This window comes from Propionivibrio sp., assembly GCF_016790145.1.
GTDB lineage: Bacteria > Pseudomonadota > Gammaproteobacteria > Burkholderiales > Rhodocyclaceae > Propionivibrio.
Window position 1 is genome coordinate 1 of record NZ_JAEUOI010000230.1, and the last position, 22231, is coordinate 22231.

Sequence of the window (22231 nt, forward strand, 5' to 3'; positions counted from 1 at the left end):
GATCGTCCTGCGTGAGATAGCGCACCAGCACATTGGTGTCGAGCCCGATCATGGGCGACCGGATGCGGCACTGGCCGCATCCGTTTCTTCGAGCGAGACGGGATGGGCTGGCTTGGGCAGCATGCCCTTCAGGCTTCCCAACGGCCGGGTTGCCGGGAGCAGAAACAAGCGCCCATCGTCGCCGAAAACGAATTCGACGCGATCACCGGGATGCAACTGCAAGGCATCGCGCGCCGGCTTCGGGATGGTAATCTGACCTTTGGATGTCATCGTGGCGAGCATATTCCTTACCTTTCAACATTCATTTACTTGAGAGGAATGTTAGCGCTCGCAAGAATGGCAGACAATCCTTATGGCCAAGTGACGAGTGTTCTCAGTTGCCCGACGTTGGAATCACGGAGAATCCAGCTACCGATGCGGGTCTTTAGCCATCATGCGAGCATTGCGACGTCGAACGGCAGCAAACGGAGTGGAACCGACATCGGGTATGACTTTGTCAGCAGGCAGCAATCAGTCTCAACGTACCTTGTTTACCCCGACAAGCCAAACCCTTTGGTAGCACAGGGTTTATAGCGATTTTACTGTTTCATAAAAGTGGTTACAGACGGGATTAGAGCTTAACGCCCAGCAAATCGAGAATGCGCTGTTGATCATCGTCGGGCTGGGTCACCTGATCGAACTCGGTATGGGCGATTTTCACGCGTTGGATCCGAATGGCCGACAAGTGCTCGATCACCGCCTTGAACGTCCACTCACGGCGAGAGAGCAGATGAGGCAGCAGCAGGTCGCGGGTACGGCGGAGGTTTGGATTTGGTAAAGATGTGTCGCCAGTGCCGACTTTCAGTCGGCTTGACACAAAACTTGACTTATACTTGACTGATGCTTGAATTTAACTTAGGCTAGCGTCATGGCCTATGTTCCGTTTTTCTACATCACCCCGGTCCTGCTGGCCGAAGTCGAGCAGGTGGCGGCCTTTCGCGAGCGCATCCAGAACGCGGTGGTGGATCTGGCCTGGATTCCCGCCCTGCAAAAAGACACCCGCACTCGCAATGTCCATGCCTCGACGGCGATCGAGGGCAACCCGCTGACACTCGAACAGGTGCGTGCGCTGGAAGAGGGGCGCGAGCTTTCCACGCCCGGCGCACGTCCGATGCGCGAAGTGATCAATTATTTCGCCGGGCTACGTTATGTGGAAAAGCATGCCGCCAAGAAGGCTTTCCATCATGCGGACATTCTCGAACTGCACCGCATTCTGGCCGGCGAGGTGATGGACCAGGGCGAAGCAGGGAAATACCGGATGATTGCCGTCCAGGTCGGGCAATACCATCCGCCGCCGCCGGATGCGGTCTCCGGACTGATGTTTGAGCTGCTGGAATGGTGGAACAGCGCGGCGGCAAAGCTGTCGCCTGTGCTGAGTTCGGCGATCCTGCATTACCGCTTTGAGGCCATCCAACCCTTCGCCGACGGCAACGGACGTACCGGACGCGCTCTGGCACTATGGGAACTCTACCGGCGCGGCTTCGACACGCATCACATCTTTGCCGTGGACGAATATTACTGGGAGGATCGGCGCGCCTACTATGCCGCGCTCCAAGGTGTGCGCGAGGCCGGGGAAGACATGAGCGCCTGGCTGGAATATTGCGCGGCGGGATTGCGCCAAACACTGGAACGCGTGTTGCTGCGGATTCAAACTTTGCAGGTTGGCTCCGCCGAGAAGCTGGTTTTGCGTCCGCGCCAGGAACAACTGCTGTATCTGTTGCGCGATCATGGCGGCATGGCGCCGGCCGAGATTTGGGCGGCGCTAGGCGTATCGCGGCAGGGTGCGATGGATCTGCTACGCCCGTTGCTTTATGCGGGCGTGGTCGAAAAGATCGGTGGCAACAAGACCGGCCGCTATGTCTTGAAGAGCGTATTAAAGAAGCCGAGACCCGTGCCGAAAACATCGACCCCGCATTGTCTGCTGGGGAAGGGCGCTCAATTCTCAATTTAAGCCGGTGAGCATGGGCTGATCTGGTAGACTTCGCTTTCCAGCCTGTTTGGAACCGCTGGAATCTGCATTGGGGGGGACTTTGGGTGTAAGTATCTCGCCTGTAAAAGTTCGCCCTATGTCCCGCAAGTCTTTGAGCGGATTGAATCCGGTTCCAGCCATCCTCACCCTTTAAATTCAAGTGCCTTTTAAGAATGATCATATTTGACTTGTGCTGCAAACAGGAACATCCCTTCGAAGGCTGGTTTCAGTCGCAGGACAACTACGACATTCAGCTTGAAAAGGGATTGATTTCTTGTCCGCATTGTGGTTCGAGAGAAATTCGCCGTGTGCCCTCTGCGGTGCATCTGGCCAAGCCGGTAAATACGCCCGATTCAAATGACTCATTGCCTGCCATCAGTGCTCAGACGGGAATGCTTGCCGCTTATCAGCAACTCATGTCAGCGATTGTCAATAATTGTGAAGATGTAGGGAAGGATTTTGCGCAGGAAGCCCGCAAGATTTACTACATGGAAACTCCGTTACGTTCGATCCGTGGCGAAGCCAGCATGGAAGAGTACGAAACCTTGCGCGAAGAGGGCATCGAAGTGATGCGCTTGCCGATCCTCAAGAAAGAGGATTTGAACTAGGGGCTATTTCCACCTTTATTCTAAACTTTACATAATACAAATTATGCGCTTTTCAGAAGTGCAAGTTTCCAGGTGGATAAAGGCTTTCATTAGAGGTTTGCCGGAATTTATCAAAGAATCCATCCCGCATCGATGAATCCCGACCTTGCCCCCGAGCCGCTGATTTTCGTCGATCTTGAAACCACAGGCGCAAATTTCGCCAATGATCGAATCATCGAGATCGGTTTCGTTGAGGTCGATCAACAGGGATCGTGCGAGTGGAGTTCGCTGGTCAATTCGGGAACACCCGTTTCAGAGTTCATCACCGAGCTGACCGGAATCACTTCGGAGATGGTTTCTTCTGCGCCACGCTTTGAGCAATTGGCGCCCCTTGTTCTTCAAAAGCTGCAAGGACGTCTTTTTATCGCGCACAACGCCCGTTTTGACTACACCTTTCTCAAGCGTGAATTCAAACGCATCGGTATCGAATTTCGAGCGCCGAATTTGTGCACCGTCAAACTATCGCGCAAACTTTTTCCCGAACATCACCGCCACAGCCTTGATGCCTTGCTGGCGCGCCATGCCATCACAGTCGGTGATCGTCACCGCGCCCTGGCGGATGCGCAGGTACTCTGGGATCTCTGGCAGCGCTGGCACGAGTTGTTGCCTTCTGCGACCATCCGCAACGCCATTGAGGCCATTGTCGGCCGGCCGGACTTGCCGACGCAGCTTGACCCTTCCTTGATCGACGATTTGCCCGAAGCACCGGGCGCGTATGCCATGTATGGTGAAGACGGCAATGTTCTGCTGATCAAGCGCAGCACCAATATTCGTCAGCAGGTATTCGCACATTTTGCCCCTGGCAAACGCGAAACGGCATTGGTGCGCGATACCTGGCGCATCGAGTGGCGTGAAGCGGCCGGAGAGCTTGGCGCGCGGCTGCACGAACTTGAACTGTCCGATGCCACACGCAAGCCCCTGGACGATCTCTGCTCATGGCAGTTGATTCGGCATGGCGAGGGTGATTTTCGCCCGCAACTGGTCAATGCCCGCGATGTGGACTTTGCGCTCGCCAACGATCTGTTTGGTCTGTACATGAACCGGCGTGAGGCCATGCATGCCCTGCGCAAACTTGCTGAAGCACACCGCCTGTGCCATAACCAGATCGGGCTGGGTGCCGGAAAACCGGGTGAAGCCTGTATTGGCTTCAGGCAGAAGACGTGTCGCGGCGTGTGTGTGGGCAAGGAGGCAGTTTCGCTGCACAGTGTTCGTCTGATGACGGCACTGGCGAAGTTCAAGTTAAGCGAATGGCCCTTCGCGGGGCCAGTGGCGCTGATCGAGCGCGACGAATTCGGAATGCGTGAGGATTACCACCTGATCAGTTGCTGGCGTCACCTGGGTACGGTGCATGACGAAGCGGCGCTTCATGATCTCCTGGATAAACGCAGCGAAAGCCGCTTCGACCCGGATATCTACCGGATCATCAACAAGTTTCTGAAGGCAGGAAAAGTCCGTGTGCTGCCCCTGCCCCGGCCTTGAGTGCGCTCACTTTGAAAAATCGATAACCACTGCCCTGCCTGAGCGCCCTCCGGCGGCACGCAGCAGATCAGCGATGTCGGTGTTATCGCTCTTCAAGGCCCAGTCAATCGCCGTGTCCCCGTTCTCATTGGCCAGCGTCGGGTCGGCCTTGTTTTTCAGGAGCAGTTTGATGACTTCGATGTGTCCGAAACGCGCTGCAAAAAAGAGGGCGGTTGAGCCGTTTTCGGTTCTCGCATCGATCTCGGCACCGCGTTTGAGCAAGTAATCGACAATTGCGGTATGGCCATTGTAGGCTGCGTACGCCAGTGGCGACCAGCCATAGAAGTTGACCTCGGCGCCGGCTTCAACCAGGCGCTGCACGTACTGAAGCTTACCCGTATAGGCGGCTAGACTGAGCGCGGTTTCGCCGTTCCGGTTGCGTACATTGAGCTTTGCGCGGCGTAGCAGCAAATAATCAAACAATTCCGGAACATCTCGCCGAACGGCCTGGATCAGCAGCGTATTGCCCGCTTTATCAACCGTATTGACATCGACTCCACGCTTGATCAGGTTGATTGCGGCGCCAGGATCGCCACGAATCAGCGCCTCTTCCATGTCCTCATAAGCACCAGCCGAGGCCAGGGCGGGTAGCAACAGCGCAAATAGTAAAGCAATGATCTTCATAGGTAAACTCTCGTTCTGGCTTGAGGGAAAAGGCGGAAAAAATTATCGGTGGTCGCTCTGGCGACTTCCTCGAATGAAATATTTCGCAAACGGGCGATTTCTTCGGCAACGTACATTACGTAAGCCGGCTGGTTTGTTTTACCGCGATACGGCATCGGCGCCAGGTAGGGTGAATCGGTTTCGATAAGCAAACGATCCAGCGGAACCCGGCGCGCAACGTCTTTGATGACCAACGCATTCCTGAAGGTCACAATGCCGGAAAGGGAGATATGGAAACCCAGCGCCAGCGCCGCTTTGGCAACGTCCCAATTCTCGGTGAAACAATGCATGATACCGCCAACCTGCCCTGCTTCCTCCTCGGACAGCAGCCGCAAGGTATCGCTGGTTGCCTCGCGGTTATGGATAACCAGCGGTTTTCCAGCCTCGATTGCCGCACGGATATGGGTACGGAAGCGTTCACGCTGCCATTCCGGTGCATCCTTGTGCCAATAATAGTCGAGACCGGTTTCGCCGATGGCGATAATCTTCGGATGCCTGGCCAGATTGACCAGTTCGGCGAGCGTCGGTTCGCGCACGTCGGCCGCCTCAGGATGCACACCAACGGAGGCAAAAATGTTGGGATGAGCCTCGGCAAGAAGCAAAATACGGGGCAAATCTTCCAGATTGACTCCGATGCAGACGGCGCAGCCGACCTTGTTCTTCTGCATCAGATCGAGAAGCTGGGGGAGGTTTTCAGCAAGTTCGGGAAAGTCAATATGACAGTGTGAATCGACAAGCATCGGATCGCGATCACATGGTATGGGTCGGGCGATTCGATTGCATCACACCGCCGAGTAGCCCTTCGATCTTGCGCCGTGCCTCGATGCCGCTTTCGTCATTCTTGAAATGCACGCCAATTCCTTGCGCCTTGCTGTTCTGGGCACCGGCTGGCGTGAGCCAGACTACCGTGCCGGCGATCGGCAGCTTGGCCGGGTCATCCATCAGCGACAGCAGCATGAAAACTTCGTCACCAATGTTGTAGGCACGTGTCGTCGGAATGAAGATGCCACCATTGCGCAGTAGCGGCATGAAGGCAGCGTAAAGCGCCGACTTCGAACTGATGTTGAGCGATAGAACACTCGGGCGCGGCGCGACGGCAACGGCAGGTTTGGCATTGACTGCTTCTGGCATGTTCGCCTCAGGACGTTCTGAACAAGGCCGCGTAACTCAGGAAAAACTCCTCAAGAAACAGGCGAGTATTCAATGGTTGTTCACATTGCAGCTTGTATTGTATCGTTTTCCTGTTAAACGCCAACAGACTGGCGGTATCGCTTGATTTAGCGAGGCGCCGCACGAGTTGATCCTGCGCGATAAAAAAGCGCAGGGGAAGCCCTTCGCTGATCAGCGTCAGATCGAAAAGCCACTTTTGCGACCACTCAATCATTCGCTTCAGGGGCGCCGGACGTTTCTCAGCTTTTACCACCCGATCAACGGCGGCAGCGGCGGACAGCGGATCAATTTTACAGCCACGCGACAATTCGTCGATCAAGGCGTCGAGCAGGGCATGCTCCTCGCTCCCCAGTTCGACCGCCAGCAATGGCGAACCGCCAGCCAGCGCCAACCAGCGGGCGGCCTCATTGACGCCCGCCAGACGCAACCAATGTTCGGCCCTGCTCTGCGAGGGTTGTGGAATCAGCAGGGACTGACAGCGGCTACGAATCGTTGGCAGCAAACGATCTGATTCACTAGTAACCAATATAAACAATGTACTTGCAATCGGTTCCTCAAGTGATTTAAGAAGAGAATTTGCGGTTGAACGATTCATTGCTTCGGCCGGATTGATCAGAATGACCCGCGCACCGTGACGATGAGTCCCGACATGCAGGAAGTCATCAAGCGCACGAACCTGGTCAATGGTGATCTGCTGACTCGGCTTCTTCTTGCCGCCCGCTTCGCTGTCATCGCTTACCGCCTCGCCCAAGGCATCGGGTTGCAGCAGACGGAAATCCGGGTGGTTTCCCTGTGCCAGCCAGCCGCAGGCTGAGCAGACGCCGCAGGCCTGAGCGTCTGCAGTCGGGTTCTCGCAGAGCAATGACTCGGCAAATTTGCGCGCCAGGTCGAACTTGCCGATCCCTCGCTGACCCGAAATCAGCAGGGCGTGCGGCAGTAGTTCGCGTCGAACGGCAAGCAGTGCCCAAGCCTCAGCATGAAGTTCAATTATATTCATAAACAATGAGTAATAACTGATTCCTCAACCAGTTTCTTGATATCTGCCTGTGGCTGATCGGCATTGATCACCTGAATTCGTCGTGGTGCCGACTGCGCACGTTCAAGGTAGGCCTGGCGTACGCGGGAATGAAAATCGGCACGCTCCTGTTCAAATCGATCCAGTTTGCGCGCTTGCGCCGCAATGCGTTCGCCGGCAACCGCAGGCGGCAGATCAAAGAGCAAGGTCAGATCCGCTTGCAGATGACCGTGCACCCACTGTTCAAGCGCGGCCAGCTTCTGTTTGTCCAGACCTCGCCCGCCACCCTGGTAGGCATAGCTCGCATCGCTGAAGCGGTCACAGAGCACCCAGTCGCCACGCGCCAGCGCCGGTTCGATAACCTGCGCCAGATGCTCGCGGCGGGCGGCAAACATCAGCATGGCCTCGGTCTCAAGATGCATCGGCTCGTTAAGGAGCAATTCACGGAGTTTTTCACCGAGCGGCGTGCCGCCCGGTTCACGGGTGGTTACCACGCGCAAGCCGTGTTTACCGAGCAGATCGGCAACGCCGGCAATATGGCTGCTTTTCCCGGCACCGTCGATCCCCTCGAAGGTGATGAACTTGCCCCGTTTATTGCCCAATGCCTGCACCTGGTTTGCCACCCCGCTGATAGCGGTTCACCGCTTGATTATGCTCATCCAGCGTCGTTGAGAATTGGCTGCTGCCGTCACCGCGCGCAACAAAATACAGCACCTGACTGGGTGCCGGATGCAGTGCGGCCTGCAGTGAGGCGAGGCCGGGCATGGCCAGTGGTGTGGGCGGCAAACCGGCGCGCGTGTAGGTGTTGTAAGGGGTGTCGGTGAGCAGATCACGTTTGCGCAGGTTGCCGTCAAATTTTTCGCCGACACCGTAAATTACGCTCGGATCCGTCTGCAACAACATGCCCTGACGCAAGCGGTTGACAAAGACTGCCGCCACCAGTGGTTTGTCCTGATCACGCCCGGTTTCCTTTTCAACGATGGAGGCCATGATCAAGGCCTGATAGGCATCGCCATAGGGCAGCCCGGCCGCCCTCGCCTCCCACTCGCGGGAAAGATGGCGCTGCATGTTTCGATAGGCCCGCGCCAGCACGTCCAGATCGCGGCTTTGCCTCGCGAAAAGATAGGTATCGGGAAAGAACAGACCCTCTGCGGCGCCTTTCGGGGCGCCGATCAGGCGCATGATTTCTGCCTCAGACAAGTCTTTGCTATCGTGGCGAATGTCCGGGTGCGCATCCAGTCGCTCGCGCATCTGGCGGAAGGTCCAGCCTTCAATGAAAGCGATCTCGGTTTGCGTCACGTCACCGCGCGTCACCGTGTTCATCAAATCAAGCGTACTGATTCCCCTTTCTATCTCGTAACTTCCCGCCTTGATTGACTTCTCGACACGCAGTATCTTGCCAAGCATGATGAACAGCCAGGGTTGGAGTGCCACCCCGGCGCCGGCAATTTCCCTGGCGGCGGCGCGCATGCCATTTCCGGGGGTGATGTCAAATTCGACCAGCTCGCTGTGCAAGGTCAGCGGCGATGAAACCAGCCAGAATAAAACGCCGCCTGACACGAGGATCAGACCAAGACCCAGTACGATCAGTATTTTTATCCGTTTAAGCATCGATTCGTCGCGGCCAAGCGGCCTCAAGTCCGGAATGGGGGTGGAGTGGCTATATAATAGCCGAAACCGCTACGCCGCATCCCGGTCGACCTCGCACAGTGGTCGAATCCGGGTGTCTCGCCGGGGACGGCTTACTCTGTTTCGGGTCGACAATGCTCTGCTTGAAAATATCTTGGGGAAAATTGCAACGATGAACTCCACCTGGCAAGAATTCCTTTGTGTCACCGGCGCACGTATCGAAAACGGACTGGTCAAGGATTTTGGCGATATCGGCGCGGAGCTGGCAAGCGCACGCGATGCGACGATCATTTCGCCCCTCGTGCATCTCGGCCTCATCGAATGCTCAGGCGAAGAGGCAAAGTCATTCCTGCACAATCAGTTGACCAGCGACATCAATCATCTGGCATCGGGTTCTGCCCAGCATACGGCCTGGTGTACAGCCAAGGGTCGGATGCTGGCGAGTTTCCTCCTCTATCGCAATGGATCCGACTATCGGGCCTTGTTGGCTTCCGATCTGCTGGCGACCATCCAGAAACGCCTGCAAATGTTTGTTCTGCGCTCCCGGGTCAAGATTGCCGAGCTTTCCAGCGGCCATGAAGTCATTGGTTTCTCCGGTCCTCAGGCCGAGGCGGCCCTGCTCAATGCCGGTTTGCCAGTACCGACCAGCGTATTGGAAACCACTTCGTTTGCCAGCGGTCGGGTCATTCGTCTTGACGGAACACGCTTGATCATCGTCGTGGTCAGCGCAGCAGCGGCAGACCTGTGGACGAAGCTTGCCGCAATAGCCCGCCCGGCAGGCACTGCGGTCTGGCAATGGCTTGATATCCAGGCCGGCATTCCGCTGATTACCGATGCCACGAAAGAGGCCTTCGTGCCGCAGATGGCCAACTTCGACAAATTGGGTGCCGTCAGCTTCCACAAAGGCTGTTACCCCGGCCAGGAAGTCGTCGCGCGCACTCAGTATCTCGGCAAGGTCAAGCGTCATCTCTACCGCATCCACGCCGCCACTGCCATAACGCCGGGGACGGCGATCTATGCTCCGGAACACCCCGAGAGCCCATGCGGCATGGTCGCCAACGCGGCGCCGGCACCCGCTGGCGGCTATGATGCGCTGGCTGTCGTCCAGGAAAGTTTTGTCGAAACCGACAATCTCCGCCTCGAAGTAGCCGGTGGCCAGCTTAGCGCTATCGAAGCTGTCGTGTCATAGTTTCAAGGCCAAGGCAAGTTCGGATGTGCCTGATTGTTCTGGCCTGGCGTACTCATCCCGATTACCCGCTGGTCGTTGCCGCCAACCGGGACGAGTTCTTTGCCCGACCTTCTGCACCTGCCGGATTCTGGGCAGACACCCCGGAAATTCTTGCCGGACGTGATCTGGAAGCCGGCGGAACCTGGTTGGGCGTCAGCCGTCGGCAACGTTTCGCGGCTCTGACCAATTTCCGTGAAGGCGGTCGGCAAATCGTCGATTCGCCTTCGCGCGGGGCGCTGGTCGCCGATTTCCTCGCCGCTAGAAGCGATCCTGAAAGATTTCTTGATGCGCTGTCCCAACGCCGGTCCGATTTCAACGGATTCAACCTGTTCGTTGCTGACGAGCAAAGGCTGGGCTATTGCTCCAACCGCGGGCCGGGGCCGCGCTGGCTGGTTCCGGGAATCTACGGTCTGTCCAACCATCTGCTTGATACGCCATGGCCGAAGCTTGCGGCCGCCAAAACGGCTTTTGCCAAGGCACTGCAACATTTGCCGGATTCGGCTCGCTTCTTCGAACTGCTCGCTGACCGGGAAATCGTTGCCGATACCCACCTGCCCGAAACCGGTGTCCCGCTTGAATGGGAGCGTATTCTCTCAGCCATTTTCGTCAGTTCGCCGAAATACGGCACGCGCGCTTCAACCCTGCTGACCATGCATCGGACCGGTCGGGTCACGCTGGTCGAACGAAGTTTTGGCCGGAATGCTGTTCCGCTCGGTGAGGTGAGTGAGACATTTCAGTCCTCGAAAATCTCTACCGGGGTGTAAACCGGTACCCGGTCAAACAGTTCAATGATGTCCGCGTTGCGCATCCGTATGCAGCCGTGCGACCCCGGGGTACCCATCGCAACCGTCTCCGGGCTTCCGTGGATGTAGATATAGCGGCGCATGGTATCGACGTTTGCAAGCCGGTTGAGCTGCGGTTCACACCCGGACAGCCAGAGAATTCGCGTGAGAATCCAGTCGCGCTCCGGAAAGGCCGCGCCGAGTTCGGACGAATAGATCTCACCGCTCGGACGGCGCGCAACAAAGACGGTATTTGCCGCTTGCCCGGCGCCGATTTTGGCGCGGATCAGATGCTTGCCGCGCGGCGTGCAGTAACTGCCGCGCTGTTCGCCGACCCCGCGGCTGGCCGTGGACACCGAATAGCGACGCAACACCTGTCCGGCCGCGTCAAAAAGGGTCAACGATTGTTGCGCAATCGAAATATGGATACGCATGACTAGTGCTCGCCTTTGCCACGGCGCCCGGCAAAGAAGCCGGAGAGCAGGCGACTGCATTCCTCGGCCAGAACCCCCCCCACCACCTCGGTATGGTGATTCAGGCGTTCAACGGCGAACAGGTCAACGACGCTCCCATGAACCCCGGTTTTCAGGTCGCGGGCGCCATAGATCACCCGCGCAATACGCGCATGCAGAATGGCCCCGGCACACATCGCGCACGGTTCCAGCGTGACAAAGAGCTCGCAGCCGGGTAGCCGGTAGTTCTCAAGCGTGCGCGCCGCATCGCGCAAGGCGGCGATTTCAGCATGGGCTGTCGGGTCGCTTTCGCCGATTGGCGAATTGAACCCCCGCCCGACGATTACCCCCTCGCGCACCACGACCGCACCCACCGGCACTTCGCCAAGGCACTCGGCAGCGCGCGCCTGCGAAAGGGCTTCGCGCATAAAAAATTCGTCTTTCATCGGGTGATTTTACCTTACTCATCAAGCCGCTTGATGCCTCAAGTTTGGTCAACACCTGTTTGACCAAGCGTTCAACGCCGAGGATACTTCGGATTACTGATTTCATGAGTCACATGACATGCTCAAAAGCTTAAAGCGTTCGACCAGGCGCCTGCTGGCGCTTCTCACCCTTCTGCCGGCTGCGGTTCTGGTTCTCGGCATGATCTACATGCTCGGTATGGATCATCTTGAAGGCGCACCGCGCACTTTTCTGCAAGGCATTCAGTGGGCTTCCGAAACCATTACCAACACGGGCTACGGCGCCGACAATCGCTGGAACCATCCGGCCATGGCCCTGTTCGTTATCGTCACTCCGTTTATCGGCCAGTTCCTGGTCTTCCTGATCTTTCCGGTACTGGTCTTGCCCTACATTGAAGAGCGCTTCGAAGTCCGCTTGCAACACGTATTGCCACCGATGGCCGGCAAGGTGCTTTTCTACCGCTATGGACCGGCAATCGAATCCGTGCTGGAGGAATTCAGGCGCTTGAACAGTCCATTCGTCATATTTGAAGAGAACCTGACGCTGGCACGCTACCTGCGTGACCGGGGGTACAACGTCGTTTTTGGCAAGCTGGCCGAAGATCCCTCGGTTCTGCTGCGCGTAAAACAGGCCCGCGCGGTGGTCACCAACGCCGGCGATCACGCCAACGCCACCTGCGCGCTCATTGTGCGCGAATGTGGGTTTACCGGCCCGCTCTACGCACTGGCTGACGAACCGCTGTACCGGGCACCGATGCTTCAGATTGGCGCCACCGAGGTATTCACCCCGGCGCATGTGCTCGGTGCCGCCCTGGCTTCGCGCGCCAGCAGGCGCATCAGCCCGCCGGCCGAAGGCATGCATCTGCTTGGAACCCGGGTGGGAATGGCGGAATTTCGCGTTCGTGCCGGCAGCCCGCTGGCCGGGAAGAAGCTGGGGGACTTGCACCTTCGCGAACAACATGGCGTGTCGGTCATCGGACAATGGGCCGGAGGGGTTTTTACGACGACCAAAGGCCCGGAGACGCGAGTGGAACCGGGGGCAATTCTGGTTATTGTCGGCGCTCATGTCAATCTGGAAAAAGTGGAACGAATGGCCGTACCGATCGACCGAACCGGCCCGATTGTACTGGCCGGCTACGGTGCAGTCGGGCACAAGGTCATTGAAATGCTGCATGACGCCAAGGAAACCTGCATCGTGATTGACCGGCTATCCGGAACGGGAATCGATGTGGTCGGTAACGTGCTCGAGCAGACGACCCTCAACCAGGCCAGGGTTCGTGAGGCCAGTGCGGTGATTCTGGCCTTGAGCGATGACAGCGAATCGGTATTTGCCACGGCCGTGGTGCGCGACTACGCACCCGAGGTACCGCTCATCGTGCGCGTCAATCGAGCGCCGAATACCGAGCGGCTTTACCGTTCAGGAGCCGACTTCGCCATTTCGGTGGGACAGGTTGCCGGACAGATTCTAGGCTATCATCTGCTTGACGAGCAGGTCATCCCGGTCGAAAACCGGATCAAGTTCAGTCGCTTGCGGGCGGGCACCCTGGCCGGTGCGCATCCGTGGCGCAGTGAGGCGCTCGATCAGACAGGAGCCAAGATCGTCGCGGTAGAGCGCGGGCAAGACGTGTTTGTCGAATTCGAAGACGACTTTTTGCTGCGCCCGGATGACGCCCTTTTCGTCTGTGGGTCGATCAGCAGTCTGGGGCGCTACCAGCGCGAGTTCCAGGCTTCAACGGCTCCTGCGCCAAGTACCTGAACGAACGCCGGACGCACCAACCAGTGCGCCCCATAATTCAGGTCTACCGTGCGGTCGGAGCCACTTGCTCGCGCGCCGCTCGCGAGGTTTCAATGGCTTCCTGGGTGAGCCGGTAAGCCACATAGTACTTGTAGATATTGCGCACGTAGTTGGTGGTTTCCACACCAATCTTCTCCGCCACCACCAGTTCGACATTATTGAACCACTTGTCGGGATCGAGACCGCGTTTCACCGCTTCCTTGCGCATCTTCGCGATGTTGCCGGGGCCGGCGTTGTAGCTGGCAAAGGCAAACAGCGGGCGGTTGGCTTCGCTGAAATGGGCATCCGGGAAGTATTTGCTCATCAAAATATCCATGTACTTGGTACCGGCATGGACGTTCGCTTCGGCGACGTGGATGCTCCCGACACCCAGTTCAGCACCGGTTGCCGGCATCACCTGCATGATGCCGATGGCGCCGACATGGCTCTTCGCCTGCTGATTGAGCCCCGACTCCTGATAACCCTGAGCTGCCAGCATCAGGGGATCAAAGTTGTACTTGCTGCCGTACTTCCTGAACAGCGAGAGGGTATCCTCAAATCGTTTCCAGTCCTCATCCGCTGAAGAATTCCTGATCTGCTTCACCCGCTGCATGTACTGCTTCAAGCGTTGTTCAGACAGGTTCAATTTCTTCATGTGATTGGTGAAAAAATCGTCAAGCGCTGCCAGCAACTCAGGACTGCCCTTGCGTACCGCCCAACCGATTTCCCCGCCCGTGCGCACCGTCGCCTGCGGGTGCAAGCGGATCTTCGGCAGGATCTGCGCCCACATCTGCGCCTTCCAGTCGTCAACGATGATGAGCTCGAACAAACCGGCACCGAGCATTTCCATCATGTCCTCATCTTCCAGCGCGTCGGGCACCAGAACGATTTTCACCAGGGGTTTGCCGGCCTTTTTCAACCTCTCGTTCAGTTCTTCGAGGCTGTCCTGATAACTGCTCGAGAGACGCACATGAACGGTCTTGCCGGACAACTGATCGGCCGAGTCAAGCAGGGGTAAATTCGCCCCGCTGACCACGATCTCGTTCACCGGCTTCAGGTCGCCCGGCACGAAGAAGTCGACCTGCTGCAATCGTTCTTCGGTGACGGTCAGATTGCCGACCGCAATATCTCCGACGCCGGCCACAATATTCGGCAGCAATTTGTCACGCGTCGTCGGAATGATGTAGACCGTCAACGGCCGGTTACCCAGGCGCTTCTTGTATTTCCTGTTCAGATAAAGCTCGAAATCCCGAACTGCATCCGCTGTCAGGCCACGTTCGCGCCCCTTGTCATTGAAATACAGGGTGCGACTATAGGGAGCAAGGACGCGAATCATGTGCCGATCAAGCATCTTCTCGAAATCGCCGCTCCACGCCTTGCTTGATAAAGCAAGCTGCCGGGGTTTGGCCGCCGACTGAGGTCCGCTTTCCGCTTTCGCCGCTGCCCTCGCAGGGAGTGGGAAAAGCAGGCAAATCGAAAGCAGCACAGTGAGAAGGAAACGTGGTTTCATCGGATTACCCCTCAACAAACAATCACAGTCGGCTCATACTGCCTTGATGCCGCCGGGAAGGCAATTGACCAAGCCTATGGAACGATACAAGAGGCAGGACGTGCGGAACATTTGCCCTTTATGCAACTTTGTTGCATTATCTACTCCCTTGAAAAAAGATGGCCCCGCTCCAATGCCGCCCGGATTGAAAAACAGCTTGCCGCCCCCCTCTGCCCGTCCCAACCCTGCCCTGTGTGCAGGCGTCGTCTCTCGCCTGCTCTGGGCTACTGGCGCCCTGCTTCTGTTATGGGTGACGATCCATTGGGCGCTGTCATGAACCCTGCAGCAGCGACAATTCTCCGCTTCGATAACCTGACACTAGGCTACAAACGGCATCCCGCGGTGCACCATCTAAATGGCGAGATTGCCGCCGGAAGCCTGCTGGCCCTCGTCGGGCCCAACGGTGCCGGGAAATCGACGCTGCTCAAAGGCATCGTCGGTGAGCTTCGACCAATGCAGGGGCGAGTCGAGCTGATCGGCCTCAAGCGCGAAAACATCGCCTATCTCACCCAGCAATCGACGCTCGATGTCAGCTTCCCCATCGTCATCCACGATTTTGTCGCCATGGGGCTGTGGTCTCGATTCGGCGCCTTCCGTGGCTTCGATCAGGCATCCAGACAGCGCATTGATGAGGCGATCGCAGCGGTGGGTCTGAGCGGGCTGGAAAACCGGCCGATCGGCCAGCTCTCCGGCGGCCAGTTGCAACGGGCGCGCTTTGCCCGTGTGATATTGCAGGATTCTCCGCTGGTACTGCTTGACGAGCCCTATGGCGCCATCGACGCCAATACGGTACGCGACCTGGCAGCGCTGGTGCGGCGCTGGAATGGCGAAGGCCGCACAGTAATCAGCGTACTGCACGATTTCGAACACGTTCGTCAGGAGTATCCAGAAACGCTCTTGCTGGCACGCGAGCTCGTGGCGCGAGGGGCGACGGCGGAGGTTTTGAGCGAAGCGAATCTGCTGCGAGCCCGCCACCTGGCCGAAGCGCAGGGTGAATCCCATGCGGCCGCGATCTGTAGCGCCGACGCCCATGAAAACGCGGGGCACTCTCACTGATGGGCCTGCTCGACTCGCTGCCTGGACTCCCGCTCGTCTCGCCGTTCATCGAGTTCGGCTTCATGCGCCGCGCACTGGCCGGCTGTCTGGCCCTTGCGCTGGGTGCGACGCCGATCGGTGTCTTCCTGATGCTGCGCCGCATGAGTCTGGCCGGCGATGCCATTTCGCACGCCATTCTGCCCGGTGCCGCCGTCGGCTACCTGATTGCCGGGCTTTCGCTCTCGGCAATGACCATCGGTGGCCTCGTCGCCGGCATCGCCGTGGCCGTGCTGGCCGGCGGCGTCGCGCGCAATTCGGTGATCAAGGAAGATACCAGTCTGGCCACCTTCTACCTGATCTCGCTTTCGGCTGGCGTGCTGATCATTTCCATGCGCGGCAGCAATGTCGATCTGCTGCATGTGCTGTTCGGCAGCGTCCTCGCGCTGGACGATGCCGCCCTCCTCCTGCTGGCCGGCTTCGCTTCGTGTTCGATCGTTGCCATCGCCATCGGCCTGCGCCTGATCGTACTCGAATGCTGCGATCCGGCACATCTGGCGCGTATCAGCCGCCTCAGTCCGCTGGCGCACTACGGATTCATGGTTCTCGTCGTACTTAACCTGATCGGTGGATTTCATGCGCTCGGTACGCTGATGGCCGTTGGCATAATGATTCTGCCCTCGGCCGCCGCACGCTTCTGGGTCGGCAATATCGTCCCGCTCATCTTGGTCGCCGTCGTCATCGCCTTTACCGGTTCGCTCATCGGCCTGCTCCTTTCCTACTATGTTAACCTGCCCGCAGGCCCGGCCATTGTCCTGACGCTTGGCGGCCTCTATATTCTGTCGATGGTCATCGGCCCGCATGGCCCGCTGATCAGCCGGCTGCGTCCGCGCTGGCATTTCGAGCGATAAGTGCAAATTCTTTACCACCAAGCCACCTGGAACACCAAGCAGCACCATGTTAACTTCTTAACTTCTTGCCTTTCCAGGTGAAACTTGGTGTTTGTCCTGGTAGTAGGGATTTTCTTCCTTGCTCTCCAACCTCCCGCTACAGTGAGAATCCGATGAAATCGTTTCCGAAAAGCCGCTTTGGCCGCCTGGCAACCCTTGGCTTTCTTGTCTTCATCGGCTTGATCAGCTTGATCGGAAGTGCGGCGGCAGAAACCCTCAACGTCGTCGCCACTTTCAGCATTGTTGGCGATATGACCCAGCGCGTTGGCGGCGAGCGCATTCAGGTGCATACGCTGGTCGGCCAGGACGCCGATGCCCACGTCTACCAACCAACACCGGCCGATGCCAGAACGCTCGCCCAGGCCCGGCTGGTCGTCGTCAATGGTTTTGGATTCGAAGGCTGGATCGAGCGCCTGATCAAGTCCTCCGGCTATCGCGGCAAGGTGCTGACGGCCAGCAGCGGCGTCAAGACAATCAAATTGCCTCACCTGAAGGACGAAAGGGGGCACGCTCAGCACGGCGATGTTGATCCGCACGCCTGGCAGGATCTCTCCAACGCGCTGATCTATGTCGACAACATCGCGCAGGCGCTGAGCGAGGCCGATCCGGCGGGCCAGGCCGTCTATCAGGCCCATGCGGCCAAATACAAGCAAGAGATCAGCGCGCTTGACGGCGAGATCCGCCAGGCCTTCAAAACGATACCCATTGAGCGACGCCGGGTGGTTACCTCGCACGATGCGTTCGGCTATTTCAGTCGCGCCTATGGCATCGGCTTCATCGCACCGGTTGGCATCAACACCGATGCCGAACCCTCTGCCGGCGACGTCGGGCGCATCATCGAACAGATTCGCCGCGAGAAGATTCCCGCCGTTTTCCTGGAAAGCATCTCCGATCCGCGCCTGCTCGAACGTATCCGGCAGGAGTCGGGAGCACGCATCGGCGGCACCCTGTATTCCGACTCGCTGTCGAAAGCCGGGGGACCGGCACCAACCTACCTCGACCTGATGCGGCATAACGCGAAAATGCTGGCGGCAGCGCTCGGCAAGTGAAGGAGGGACGATGGCCTCGAAGGGGACGAAACCTGGAAAGGCAGGTGTTTCTAGCCAACTACCGCTTGCCGGTGTTGACCTTGACCTGGAGTGAGCCTGGCTACCGTTGGCTGAAGATCAGCGCCAATCTTGAAGTCAAATGATCCAGTCCGGCGGCTCTGGAACTGGCACCGACGCAAGCGGCCGAAGAGCCTCGAAGGCACGGTTGGCCGACAGATGGACATCCCCGGACAAGGCCTTCCAGAGCGGCGAACAGATCAGTCGATCCTGAACCGGCCCCTTGACCTCAGCCAGATGCAGCCGAATGTTCCGGCTGGCCAGATCCCGGTTGATATCGCTGAGCACTTCCATGGCGGTGGTGTCCACCCGATTGACTCCGCTCATGATCAGCACGACATCACGCAGGTCAGCCGCTTTTTCAAGTTCAACACCAAGACGCGACTCAACGGCATTCAGGTTGCCAAAAAACAGGCTTTCGTCGATCCTCAGGAACAGCACGCCGGGAATGGTTTCGACCCCGTGCCGTTCGACATTGCGGAAGTGCTCGGTACCGGCAATCCGCCCGATGACGGCGATATGCGGCGAGCTGGCACGAAGCAACAGCGTGGCCAGCGACAAACCGATGCCCAGGGCTATTCCCAGCTCCAGCCCAAGAACAAGCACCCCCAGCCCGGTTCCGAGCAGGGCCAGGGCATCGGCACGGTCATAGGACCAGGCCTGGCGAAAAGCCTTGACGTCGATCAAGCCGATGGCGGCGATGACGATGCTTGCCGCCAGTACCGCGAGCGGCAGCCTGGCAAACCAGTGCGTTCCTGCGGCGACGATGCACAGCATGACCATGGCCGAAACGATACTGGCCAGCGGACTACGAGCCCCCGACGCGACGTTGATCGCCGACCTTGACAACCCGCCACCGACCGGCATTCCGCCATAAAAGGCGGCAACGATGTTGGCGGCACCCAGCCCGACGAGCTCGCGGTTGGCATCAACCCGTTCGCGTTGCTTGATGGCCAGCGCCTGCGCCATGGTGATGTTCTGCACCATGCCAATCAGCGCCAGGATCATGGCGGGTACCGTCAATAGTTTGAGCGAGACCAAACTCGGGAGAAAGAACGTGAAGGAAGCCAGCCCCTCCTGGACGCTGCCGACCACCGCGAGTCCCTGCGTTCGATCAAGATCAAACTCAACCACCATCAGCGTTGCAGCCACGACAACGAGCAACGGCATCAAGCGAACCAGAATGACTGCTCTCTGCATGGAAAGCCCGATCCGGCCAAGGGCCTTTGGCATCCATAGGCGCGATGTATAAAGCACGAGCAAGGCCACCCCGCTGGTCAACATGGTGATCGGTCTGGCCTGAGACACATTTTCATAAAGGGAATAAAGGATCTGCCAGGTCGTCGCGCCGCTTACATTTACGCCGAGCAGTAATTTGAACTGGCTGATAACGATCAGCACGGCGGATCCAGAAATGAAGCCACTGATCACCGGTCGGCTCAACAATTGCGAAAGAAAACCCAGACGAAACAGGCCAAAGGCCAGAATCAACGCGCCGGAAAGCAGCGACAGGCTGGCGGCAAGCGCAATGTAGTGCGGGCTTCCCGGTGTTTCCAGCGGGCTGAGAACGGTAAAGGTCATGATCGCGGTGATCGCTACCGGCCCCACCGCCTGAGTCATGCTGCTGCCTAACAGAGCGTAAGCGATGACCGGGAAGATGCTGACATACAGGCCAGCCTGCGGCGGCAAACCCGCAAGCAAGGCATAGGCCAGGCTCTGCGGGATCACCAGCAGGGTGACGATCAGCCCGGCGAGCAGGTCGCCAGTAAATTGTGCTCGCGGGTAAGCCTTGATCCAGCGGGGCAGCAATTGCCTGAGGGCGTTCATCGTCAAACCATCTCCAGCTTCAGACGCGATCCATTCAAGGGTGCAGCTTAAATACAATCGAAAATACACAGTCATTTTTGATTTTGAACTGCTTGCGCCTGAAAGTCATCCTCAACTATTCATAACCGAATGTCTGGACAGATTCGCCCAACTTGTGGCTGTAGGCGCGAACATCACTATTTGACGGAACAGGCGAGTCCGAGATCATCAGACCCGGTCAATGCAGAGCCAGTACGGCCAACAGGCGGTCAAGTCGCCATTCGCGGCAGAGGGTCCATAACAGATCGGGCAAGCGAACTGCCGGGCGCAAGAGGCGATACGCACGAGATTTCGGTATGGCATCCGAAACTCCAAACCTGAACTCCGCTGGGCGTCCCGTCGGAAAATTTCGTTTGACCTGATCCAGTTCGGCGCCGAGAACGAACATCTCATCTGCATACTCGTACGCAAGCTTTCCGTCCCCGGCAAGTTCAAGCGAGCGTCCTTTGCGGTTGAACAAGGCTGTTCCGAACTGTTCTTCGAACAGTTTGATTTGCCCGCTCAGGGTTTGCGGCGATATGTGAATTGCCTCGCCAGCCCTGATTACACCGCCATGATTGGAGACCTTCCAGAAACTGTACAAATGCTTGAGGTTCATGGTCAGGTACTGTTCGAAAAAAACGTAGTTTTAATGCTTAACATACGAATATACCGCAGGCAGGGATACGGGTAGGATACAAAATAATCAGTAATTACTGCCATTTACAGAAGAAAAGGCATGCGAGTAAAAATCCAGATCAAGAGCCTTCCTGATTCTTCGAAGTTGCGCCGTTTTGCCGCGCATAAACTCGACGTTGCGCTTGGCCGGTTTTCTCACGGCATTCAGGATGCCACCCTACAATTGAATGACATCAATGGTGCCGATCGTAGCGGGGCCGATAAGCTATGCCGTATTGTGCTGACGATGAAGGACGGCTCTTTCATAGTCATCGAGGAATTGGCGAGCGATATCTGCCAGGCGGTAGCTCGTGCTGTCGACAGACTGCACCAGATTGTTTCACGCCGTTCATCCAGAATTGTCAAAATCGACCATAGCGGTATGCGTCAGATCAACTCGCTGCTGGCCGACGTCTGATCAACCGAGGCCACCGACCCACATGTGTCATTTATTGGAACAAGCCAGTGCGCTGCCTCGCGGCAACATGGAATCCGCCCTGGCAAACAACAGAGTGATACGCAATACCTCCATGTTGCTGTCGATGACGCTGCTGTTCATCTCGATCTTCAATCTTTTCGCCAGCCTGCAGCAGTTGCCGGGCTTCATGAGCGGGGACGATTGAGGACGATGTCTGCCGTGATCCACCGCCTGCGGGCACTGGTGCCCAGCCGCGAGCAACTCGAGGCCAACCCCTGGTTGCGTGGACTGGCACCCTGTCTCGCCAACCCGAAACTGTGGCACTGCTCGCGCCGTGGCGTCGCAATGGGCGTGGCGATCGGCCTGTTCGTCGGCCTGCTGATCCCCGTTGCCCAGATCCTGCTCGCCGCCACGGCAGCGGTCTTACTGCGCGCCAACGTACCGATCGCCGCCGCCGGCACCTTGGTAACCAACCCGCTGACCGTCCCGCCCATCTACTACGCCGCCTATCACCTGGGCACCTGGGCGACGGGAACTTCCGCCACGGCGGCGGTATCGCTGGCCAATCCCTTTAGCATCCTGGAAAGCCTGGGCTCGATCGGCCTGCCGCTGTTCGCCGGCCTGGCAATCACGGCCAGCTTCGCCGCCATTACCAGTTACCTGCTGATCTCCCGAGCCTGGATCTGGCACGTCGCTGCGAAGCGGCGGCGCGCGCGCCCATGAGACTGTTTTCGCCGCTTTATCGCCGGGCCATGGTCTGGGCCCGGCATCGGCATGCGCCCTGGTATCTGGGTGGGATGAGTTTTATCGAATCCTCGATTTTCCCGGTTCCGCCGGACGTGATGCTGGCGCCGATGTGCCTGGCGCAGCCGCATCGGGCATGGCATCTGGCGCTGCTGACGACACTCACCTCCGTAGCTGGCGGGCTGTTCGGTTATGCCATCGGCTACTTTGCCATCGATGCGCTGTTGCCCTGGTTGCAGGAGAGTCGCTACTGGCCGGCCTATCAAACGGCGGTGGCATGGTTCGAACAATGGGGCTTCTGGGCAGTGTTCATCGCCGGGTTCTCACCCATACCCTACAAGGTATTCACCATCGCGGCCGGTGCGCTTGCCATGACGCTGCTGCCTTTCACCCTGGCTTCGCTGATCGGACGCGGCGCGCGATTCTTTCTGGTCGCTGCCCTGATGGCTTGGGGAGGTGCGCGCATGGAAGCGGCACTGCACCGCTATGTGGATCGCCTGGGCTGGGCCACCGTCGCGGCGCTGGCTGCCGGCTTGCTGGCTTTCCGTTGAGCGATCCC

Annotated in this window: 26 protein-coding genes; 13 read left to right on the forward strand and 13 right to left on the reverse strand. The window is 58.1% G+C overall.

Annotation, left to right across the window (positions count from 1 at the left end):
* Positions 1-48: 48 nt before the first annotated feature.
* On the reverse strand, positions 49-270 hold the full coding sequence (locus tag JNM42_RS18510) for an AbrB/MazE/SpoVT family DNA-binding domain-containing protein (RefSeq protein ID WP_294273792.1): 222 nt from the start codon (positions 268-270) through the stop codon (positions 49-51).
* A 340-nt stretch (positions 271-610) separates the two neighbouring features.
* Positions 611-856 (reverse strand): hypothetical protein, encoded by a 246-nt coding sequence (locus tag JNM42_RS18515; protein ID WP_294273796.1) that lies wholly within the window; start codon positions 854-856, stop codon positions 611-613.
* Positions 857-907: 51 nt separating this feature from the next.
* On the opposite strand from JNM42_RS18515, the gene JNM42_RS18520 reads away from it, so the two are divergent.
* The 3 genes from JNM42_RS18520 (at position 908) to JNM42_RS18530 (ending at position 4134) form a co-directional block, all read left to right on the forward strand.
* Positions 908-1990: a Fic family protein gene (locus tag JNM42_RS18520; RefSeq protein ID WP_294273798.1), complete on the forward strand. Its 1083-nt coding sequence runs from the start codon at positions 908-910 to the stop codon at positions 1988-1990.
* A 191-nt stretch (positions 1991-2181) separates the two neighbouring features.
* The gene (locus JNM42_RS18525; protein WP_294273801.1) at positions 2182-2616 is read left to right on the forward strand and encodes a DUF1178 family protein; all 435 of its coding nucleotides are present in this window, start codon (positions 2182-2184) and stop codon (positions 2614-2616) included.
* A 132-nt stretch (positions 2617-2748) separates the two neighbouring features.
* Positions 2749-4134, forward strand: coding sequence for a 3'-5' exonuclease family protein (locus tag JNM42_RS18530; RefSeq protein ID WP_294273804.1), 1386 nt, complete (start codon positions 2749-2751; stop codon positions 4132-4134).
* Between the two features lie 6 nt (positions 4135-4140).
* On the opposite strand, the gene JNM42_RS18535 is transcribed toward JNM42_RS18530, so the two are convergent.
* The 6 genes from JNM42_RS18535 to mltG are packed head-to-tail and all read right to left on the reverse strand — an operon-like array spanning position 4141 to position 8632.
* Positions 4141-4797 carry an ankyrin repeat domain-containing protein gene (locus tag JNM42_RS18535; protein ID WP_294273807.1) on the reverse strand — a complete coding sequence of 219 codons (657 nt, stop codon included), beginning with the start codon at positions 4795-4797 and terminating at the stop codon, positions 4141-4143.
* On the reverse strand, positions 4794-5576 hold the full coding sequence (locus JNM42_RS18540; protein ID WP_294273809.1) for a TatD family hydrolase: 783 nt from the start codon (positions 5574-5576) through the stop codon (positions 4794-4796). The genes JNM42_RS18535 and JNM42_RS18540 overlap by 4 nt, the downstream gene beginning before the upstream one ends.
* Positions 5577-5586: 10 nt before the next feature.
* Positions 5587-5967 carry a PilZ domain-containing protein gene (locus JNM42_RS18545; RefSeq protein ID WP_294261266.1) on the reverse strand — a complete coding sequence of 127 codons (381 nt, stop codon included), beginning with the start codon at positions 5965-5967 and terminating at the stop codon, positions 5587-5589.
* 7 nt (positions 5968-5974) lie between these two features.
* Positions 5975-7003: a DNA polymerase III subunit delta' gene (gene holB / locus JNM42_RS18550; protein ID WP_294273812.1), complete on the reverse strand. Its 1029-nt coding sequence runs from the start codon at positions 7001-7003 to the stop codon at positions 5975-5977.
* Positions 7000-7623, reverse strand: coding sequence for a dTMP kinase (gene tmk, locus JNM42_RS18555; RefSeq protein ID WP_294273814.1), 624 nt, complete (start codon positions 7621-7623; stop codon positions 7000-7002). The genes holB and tmk overlap by 4 nt, the downstream gene beginning before the upstream one ends.
* A complete protein-coding gene (gene mltG / locus JNM42_RS18560; protein WP_294273820.1) occupies positions 7613-8632 on the reverse strand; it encodes an endolytic transglycosylase MltG in 1020 nt (339 codons plus the stop codon). The genes tmk and mltG overlap by 11 nt, the downstream gene beginning before the upstream one ends.
* A 190-nt stretch (positions 8633-8822) precedes the next feature.
* Here mltG and JNM42_RS18565 point away from each other — a divergent pair, with 190 nt between their 5' ends.
* Both JNM42_RS18565 and JNM42_RS18570 read left to right on the forward strand, forming a co-directional pair.
* The gene (locus tag JNM42_RS18565; RefSeq protein ID WP_294273823.1) at positions 8823-9839 is read left to right on the forward strand and encodes a folate-binding protein; all 1017 of its coding nucleotides are present in this window, start codon (positions 8823-8825) and stop codon (positions 9837-9839) included.
* 23 nt (positions 9840-9862) lie between these two features.
* The gene (locus JNM42_RS18570; protein WP_294273825.1) at positions 9863-10642 is read left to right on the forward strand and encodes an NRDE family protein; all 780 of its coding nucleotides are present in this window, start codon (positions 9863-9865) and stop codon (positions 10640-10642) included.
* On the opposite strand, the gene JNM42_RS18575 is transcribed toward JNM42_RS18570, so the two are convergent.
* Together JNM42_RS18575 and tadA are read right to left on the reverse strand one after the other, a co-directional pair.
* Complete coding sequence (locus tag JNM42_RS18575; protein WP_294273828.1) at positions 10612-11094, reverse strand: L,D-transpeptidase; 483 nt, start codon at positions 11092-11094, stop codon at positions 10612-10614. The two genes, JNM42_RS18570 and JNM42_RS18575, sit on opposite strands and share 31 nt — an antisense overlap.
* A 2-nt stretch (positions 11095-11096) precedes the next feature.
* On the reverse strand, positions 11097-11558 hold the full coding sequence (gene tadA / locus JNM42_RS18580; RefSeq protein WP_294273831.1) for a tRNA adenosine(34) deaminase TadA: 462 nt from the start codon (positions 11556-11558) through the stop codon (positions 11097-11099).
* A 118-nt stretch (positions 11559-11676) separates the two neighbouring features.
* On the opposite strand from tadA, the gene JNM42_RS18585 reads away from it, so the two are divergent.
* Positions 11677-13332: an NAD-binding protein gene (locus tag JNM42_RS18585; RefSeq protein ID WP_294273834.1), complete on the forward strand. Its 1656-nt coding sequence runs from the start codon at positions 11677-11679 to the stop codon at positions 13330-13332.
* Between the two features lie 43 nt (positions 13333-13375).
* On the opposite strand, the gene JNM42_RS18590 is transcribed toward JNM42_RS18585, so the two are convergent.
* Positions 13376-14860: a lytic transglycosylase F gene (locus tag JNM42_RS18590; protein ID WP_294273837.1), complete on the reverse strand. Its 1485-nt coding sequence runs from the start codon at positions 14858-14860 to the stop codon at positions 13376-13378.
* 312 nt (positions 14861-15172) lie between these two features.
* Between JNM42_RS18590 and JNM42_RS18595 the strand changes: the two genes are divergently transcribed.
* From JNM42_RS18595 to JNM42_RS18605, 3 genes are all read left to right on the forward strand, one after another.
* On the forward strand, positions 15173-15955 hold the full coding sequence (locus JNM42_RS18595) for an ABC transporter ATP-binding protein (protein ID WP_294273840.1): 783 nt from the start codon (positions 15173-15175) through the stop codon (positions 15953-15955).
* The gene (locus tag JNM42_RS18600) at positions 15955-16842 is read left to right on the forward strand and encodes a metal ABC transporter permease (protein ID WP_294273843.1); all 888 of its coding nucleotides are present in this window, start codon (positions 15955-15957) and stop codon (positions 16840-16842) included. Before JNM42_RS18595 ends, JNM42_RS18600 begins: the two co-directional genes overlap by 1 nt.
* Before the next feature lie 152 nt (positions 16843-16994).
* Positions 16995-17930: a metal ABC transporter substrate-binding protein gene (locus JNM42_RS18605; protein WP_294273845.1), complete on the forward strand. Its 936-nt coding sequence runs from the start codon at positions 16995-16997 to the stop codon at positions 17928-17930.
* 135 nt (positions 17931-18065) lie between these two features.
* Here the strand turns inward: JNM42_RS18605 and sulP are convergent, their stop codons facing one another.
* Together sulP and JNM42_RS18615 are read right to left on the reverse strand one after the other, a co-directional pair.
* Positions 18066-19814 (reverse strand): sulfate permease, encoded by a 1749-nt coding sequence (sulP, locus tag JNM42_RS18610; RefSeq protein ID WP_294273848.1) that lies wholly within the window; start codon positions 19812-19814, stop codon positions 18066-18068.
* Between the two features lie 217 nt (positions 19815-20031).
* Positions 20032-20451, reverse strand: a complete 420-nt coding sequence (locus JNM42_RS18615; RefSeq protein WP_294273851.1) for a LysR family transcriptional regulator — start codon at positions 20449-20451, stop codon at positions 20032-20034.
* A 120-nt stretch (positions 20452-20571) separates the two neighbouring features.
* Between JNM42_RS18615 and JNM42_RS18620 the strand changes: the two genes are divergently transcribed.
* The 4 genes from JNM42_RS18620 to JNM42_RS18635 are packed head-to-tail and all read left to right on the forward strand — an operon-like array spanning position 20572 to position 22223.
* On the forward strand, positions 20572-20928 hold the full coding sequence (locus tag JNM42_RS18620; protein WP_294273852.1) for a hypothetical protein: 357 nt from the start codon (positions 20572-20574) through the stop codon (positions 20926-20928).
* Between the two features lie 22 nt (positions 20929-20950).
* On the forward strand, positions 20951-21133 hold the full coding sequence (locus JNM42_RS18625) for a hypothetical protein (protein ID WP_294273855.1): 183 nt from the start codon (positions 20951-20953) through the stop codon (positions 21131-21133).
* A 5-nt stretch (positions 21134-21138) separates the two neighbouring features.
* Positions 21139-21651: a DUF2062 domain-containing protein gene (locus tag JNM42_RS18630; protein WP_294273871.1), complete on the forward strand. Its 513-nt coding sequence runs from the start codon at positions 21139-21141 to the stop codon at positions 21649-21651.
* Complete coding sequence (locus JNM42_RS18635; protein ID WP_294273857.1) at positions 21648-22223, forward strand: YqaA family protein; 576 nt, start codon at positions 21648-21650, stop codon at positions 22221-22223. Before JNM42_RS18630 ends, JNM42_RS18635 begins: the two co-directional genes overlap by 4 nt.
* Positions 22224-22231 lie beyond the last annotated feature (8 nt).

Bases quoted from the DNA above. Each gene is read 5' to 3' on its own strand.
- JNM42_RS18605 (WP_294273845.1), top strand. From the start codon at position 16,995: ATGAAATCGTTTCCGAAAAGCCGCTTTGGCCGCCTGGCAACCCTTGGC.
- JNM42_RS18600 (WP_294273843.1), top strand. From the start codon at position 15,955: ATGGGCCTGCTCGACTCGCTGCCTGGACTCCCGCTCGTCTCGCCGTTC.
- JNM42_RS18595 (WP_294273840.1), top strand. From the start codon at position 15,173: ATGAACCCTGCAGCAGCGACAATTCTCCGCTTCGATAACCTGACACTA.
- mltG (WP_294273820.1), bottom strand. From the start codon at position 8,632: ATGCTTAAACGGATAAAAATACTGATCGTACTGGGTCTTGGTCTGATC.
- JNM42_RS18570 (WP_294273825.1), top strand. From the start codon at position 9,863: ATGTGCCTGATTGTTCTGGCCTGGCGTACTCATCCCGATTACCCGCTG.
- JNM42_RS18585 (WP_294273834.1), top strand. From the start codon at position 11,677: ATGCTCAAAAGCTTAAAGCGTTCGACCAGGCGCCTGCTGGCGCTTCTC.
- JNM42_RS18620 (WP_294273852.1), top strand. From the start codon at position 20,572: ATGCGAGTAAAAATCCAGATCAAGAGCCTTCCTGATTCTTCGAAGTTG.
- JNM42_RS18575 (WP_294273828.1), bottom strand. From the start codon at position 11,094: ATGCGTATCCATATTTCGATTGCGCAACAATCGTTGACCCTTTTTGAC.
- JNM42_RS18530 (WP_294273804.1), top strand. From the start codon at position 2,749: ATGAATCCCGACCTTGCCCCCGAGCCGCTGATTTTCGTCGATCTTGAA.
- holB (WP_294273812.1), bottom strand. From the start codon at position 7,003: ATGAATATAATTGAACTTCATGCTGAGGCTTGGGCACTGCTTGCCGTT.
- JNM42_RS18535 (WP_294273807.1), bottom strand. From the start codon at position 4,797: ATGAAGATCATTGCTTTACTATTTGCGCTGTTGCTACCCGCCCTGGCC.
- JNM42_RS18590 (WP_294273837.1), bottom strand. From the start codon at position 14,860: ATGAAACCACGTTTCCTTCTCACTGTGCTGCTTTCGATTTGCCTGCTT.
- JNM42_RS18630 (WP_294273871.1), top strand. From the start codon at position 21,139: ATGTCTGCCGTGATCCACCGCCTGCGGGCACTGGTGCCCAGCCGCGAG.
- JNM42_RS18625 (WP_294273855.1), top strand. From the start codon at position 20,951: ATGTGTCATTTATTGGAACAAGCCAGTGCGCTGCCTCGCGGCAACATG.
- JNM42_RS18565 (WP_294273823.1), top strand. From the start codon at position 8,823: ATGAACTCCACCTGGCAAGAATTCCTTTGTGTCACCGGCGCACGTATC.
- JNM42_RS18545 (WP_294261266.1), bottom strand. From the start codon at position 5,967: ATGCCAGAAGCAGTCAATGCCAAACCTGCCGTTGCCGTCGCGCCGCGC.
- JNM42_RS18520 (WP_294273798.1), top strand. From the start codon at position 908: ATGGCCTATGTTCCGTTTTTCTACATCACCCCGGTCCTGCTGGCCGAA.
- JNM42_RS18540 (WP_294273809.1), bottom strand. From the start codon at position 5,576: ATGCTTGTCGATTCACACTGTCATATTGACTTTCCCGAACTTGCTGAA.
- tadA (WP_294273831.1), bottom strand. From the start codon at position 11,558: ATGAAAGACGAATTTTTTATGCGCGAAGCCCTTTCGCAGGCGCGCGCT.
- sulP (WP_294273848.1), bottom strand. From the start codon at position 19,814: ATGAACGCCCTCAGGCAATTGCTGCCCCGCTGGATCAAGGCTTACCCG.
- JNM42_RS18635 (WP_294273857.1), top strand. From the start codon at position 21,648: ATGAGACTGTTTTCGCCGCTTTATCGCCGGGCCATGGTCTGGGCCCGG.
- JNM42_RS18615 (WP_294273851.1), bottom strand. From the start codon at position 20,451: ATGAACCTCAAGCATTTGTACAGTTTCTGGAAGGTCTCCAATCATGGC.
- JNM42_RS18510 (WP_294273792.1), bottom strand. From the start codon at position 270: ATGACATCCAAAGGTCAGATTACCATCCCGAAGCCGGCGCGCGATGCC.
- JNM42_RS18525 (WP_294273801.1), top strand. From the start codon at position 2,182: ATGATCATATTTGACTTGTGCTGCAAACAGGAACATCCCTTCGAAGGC.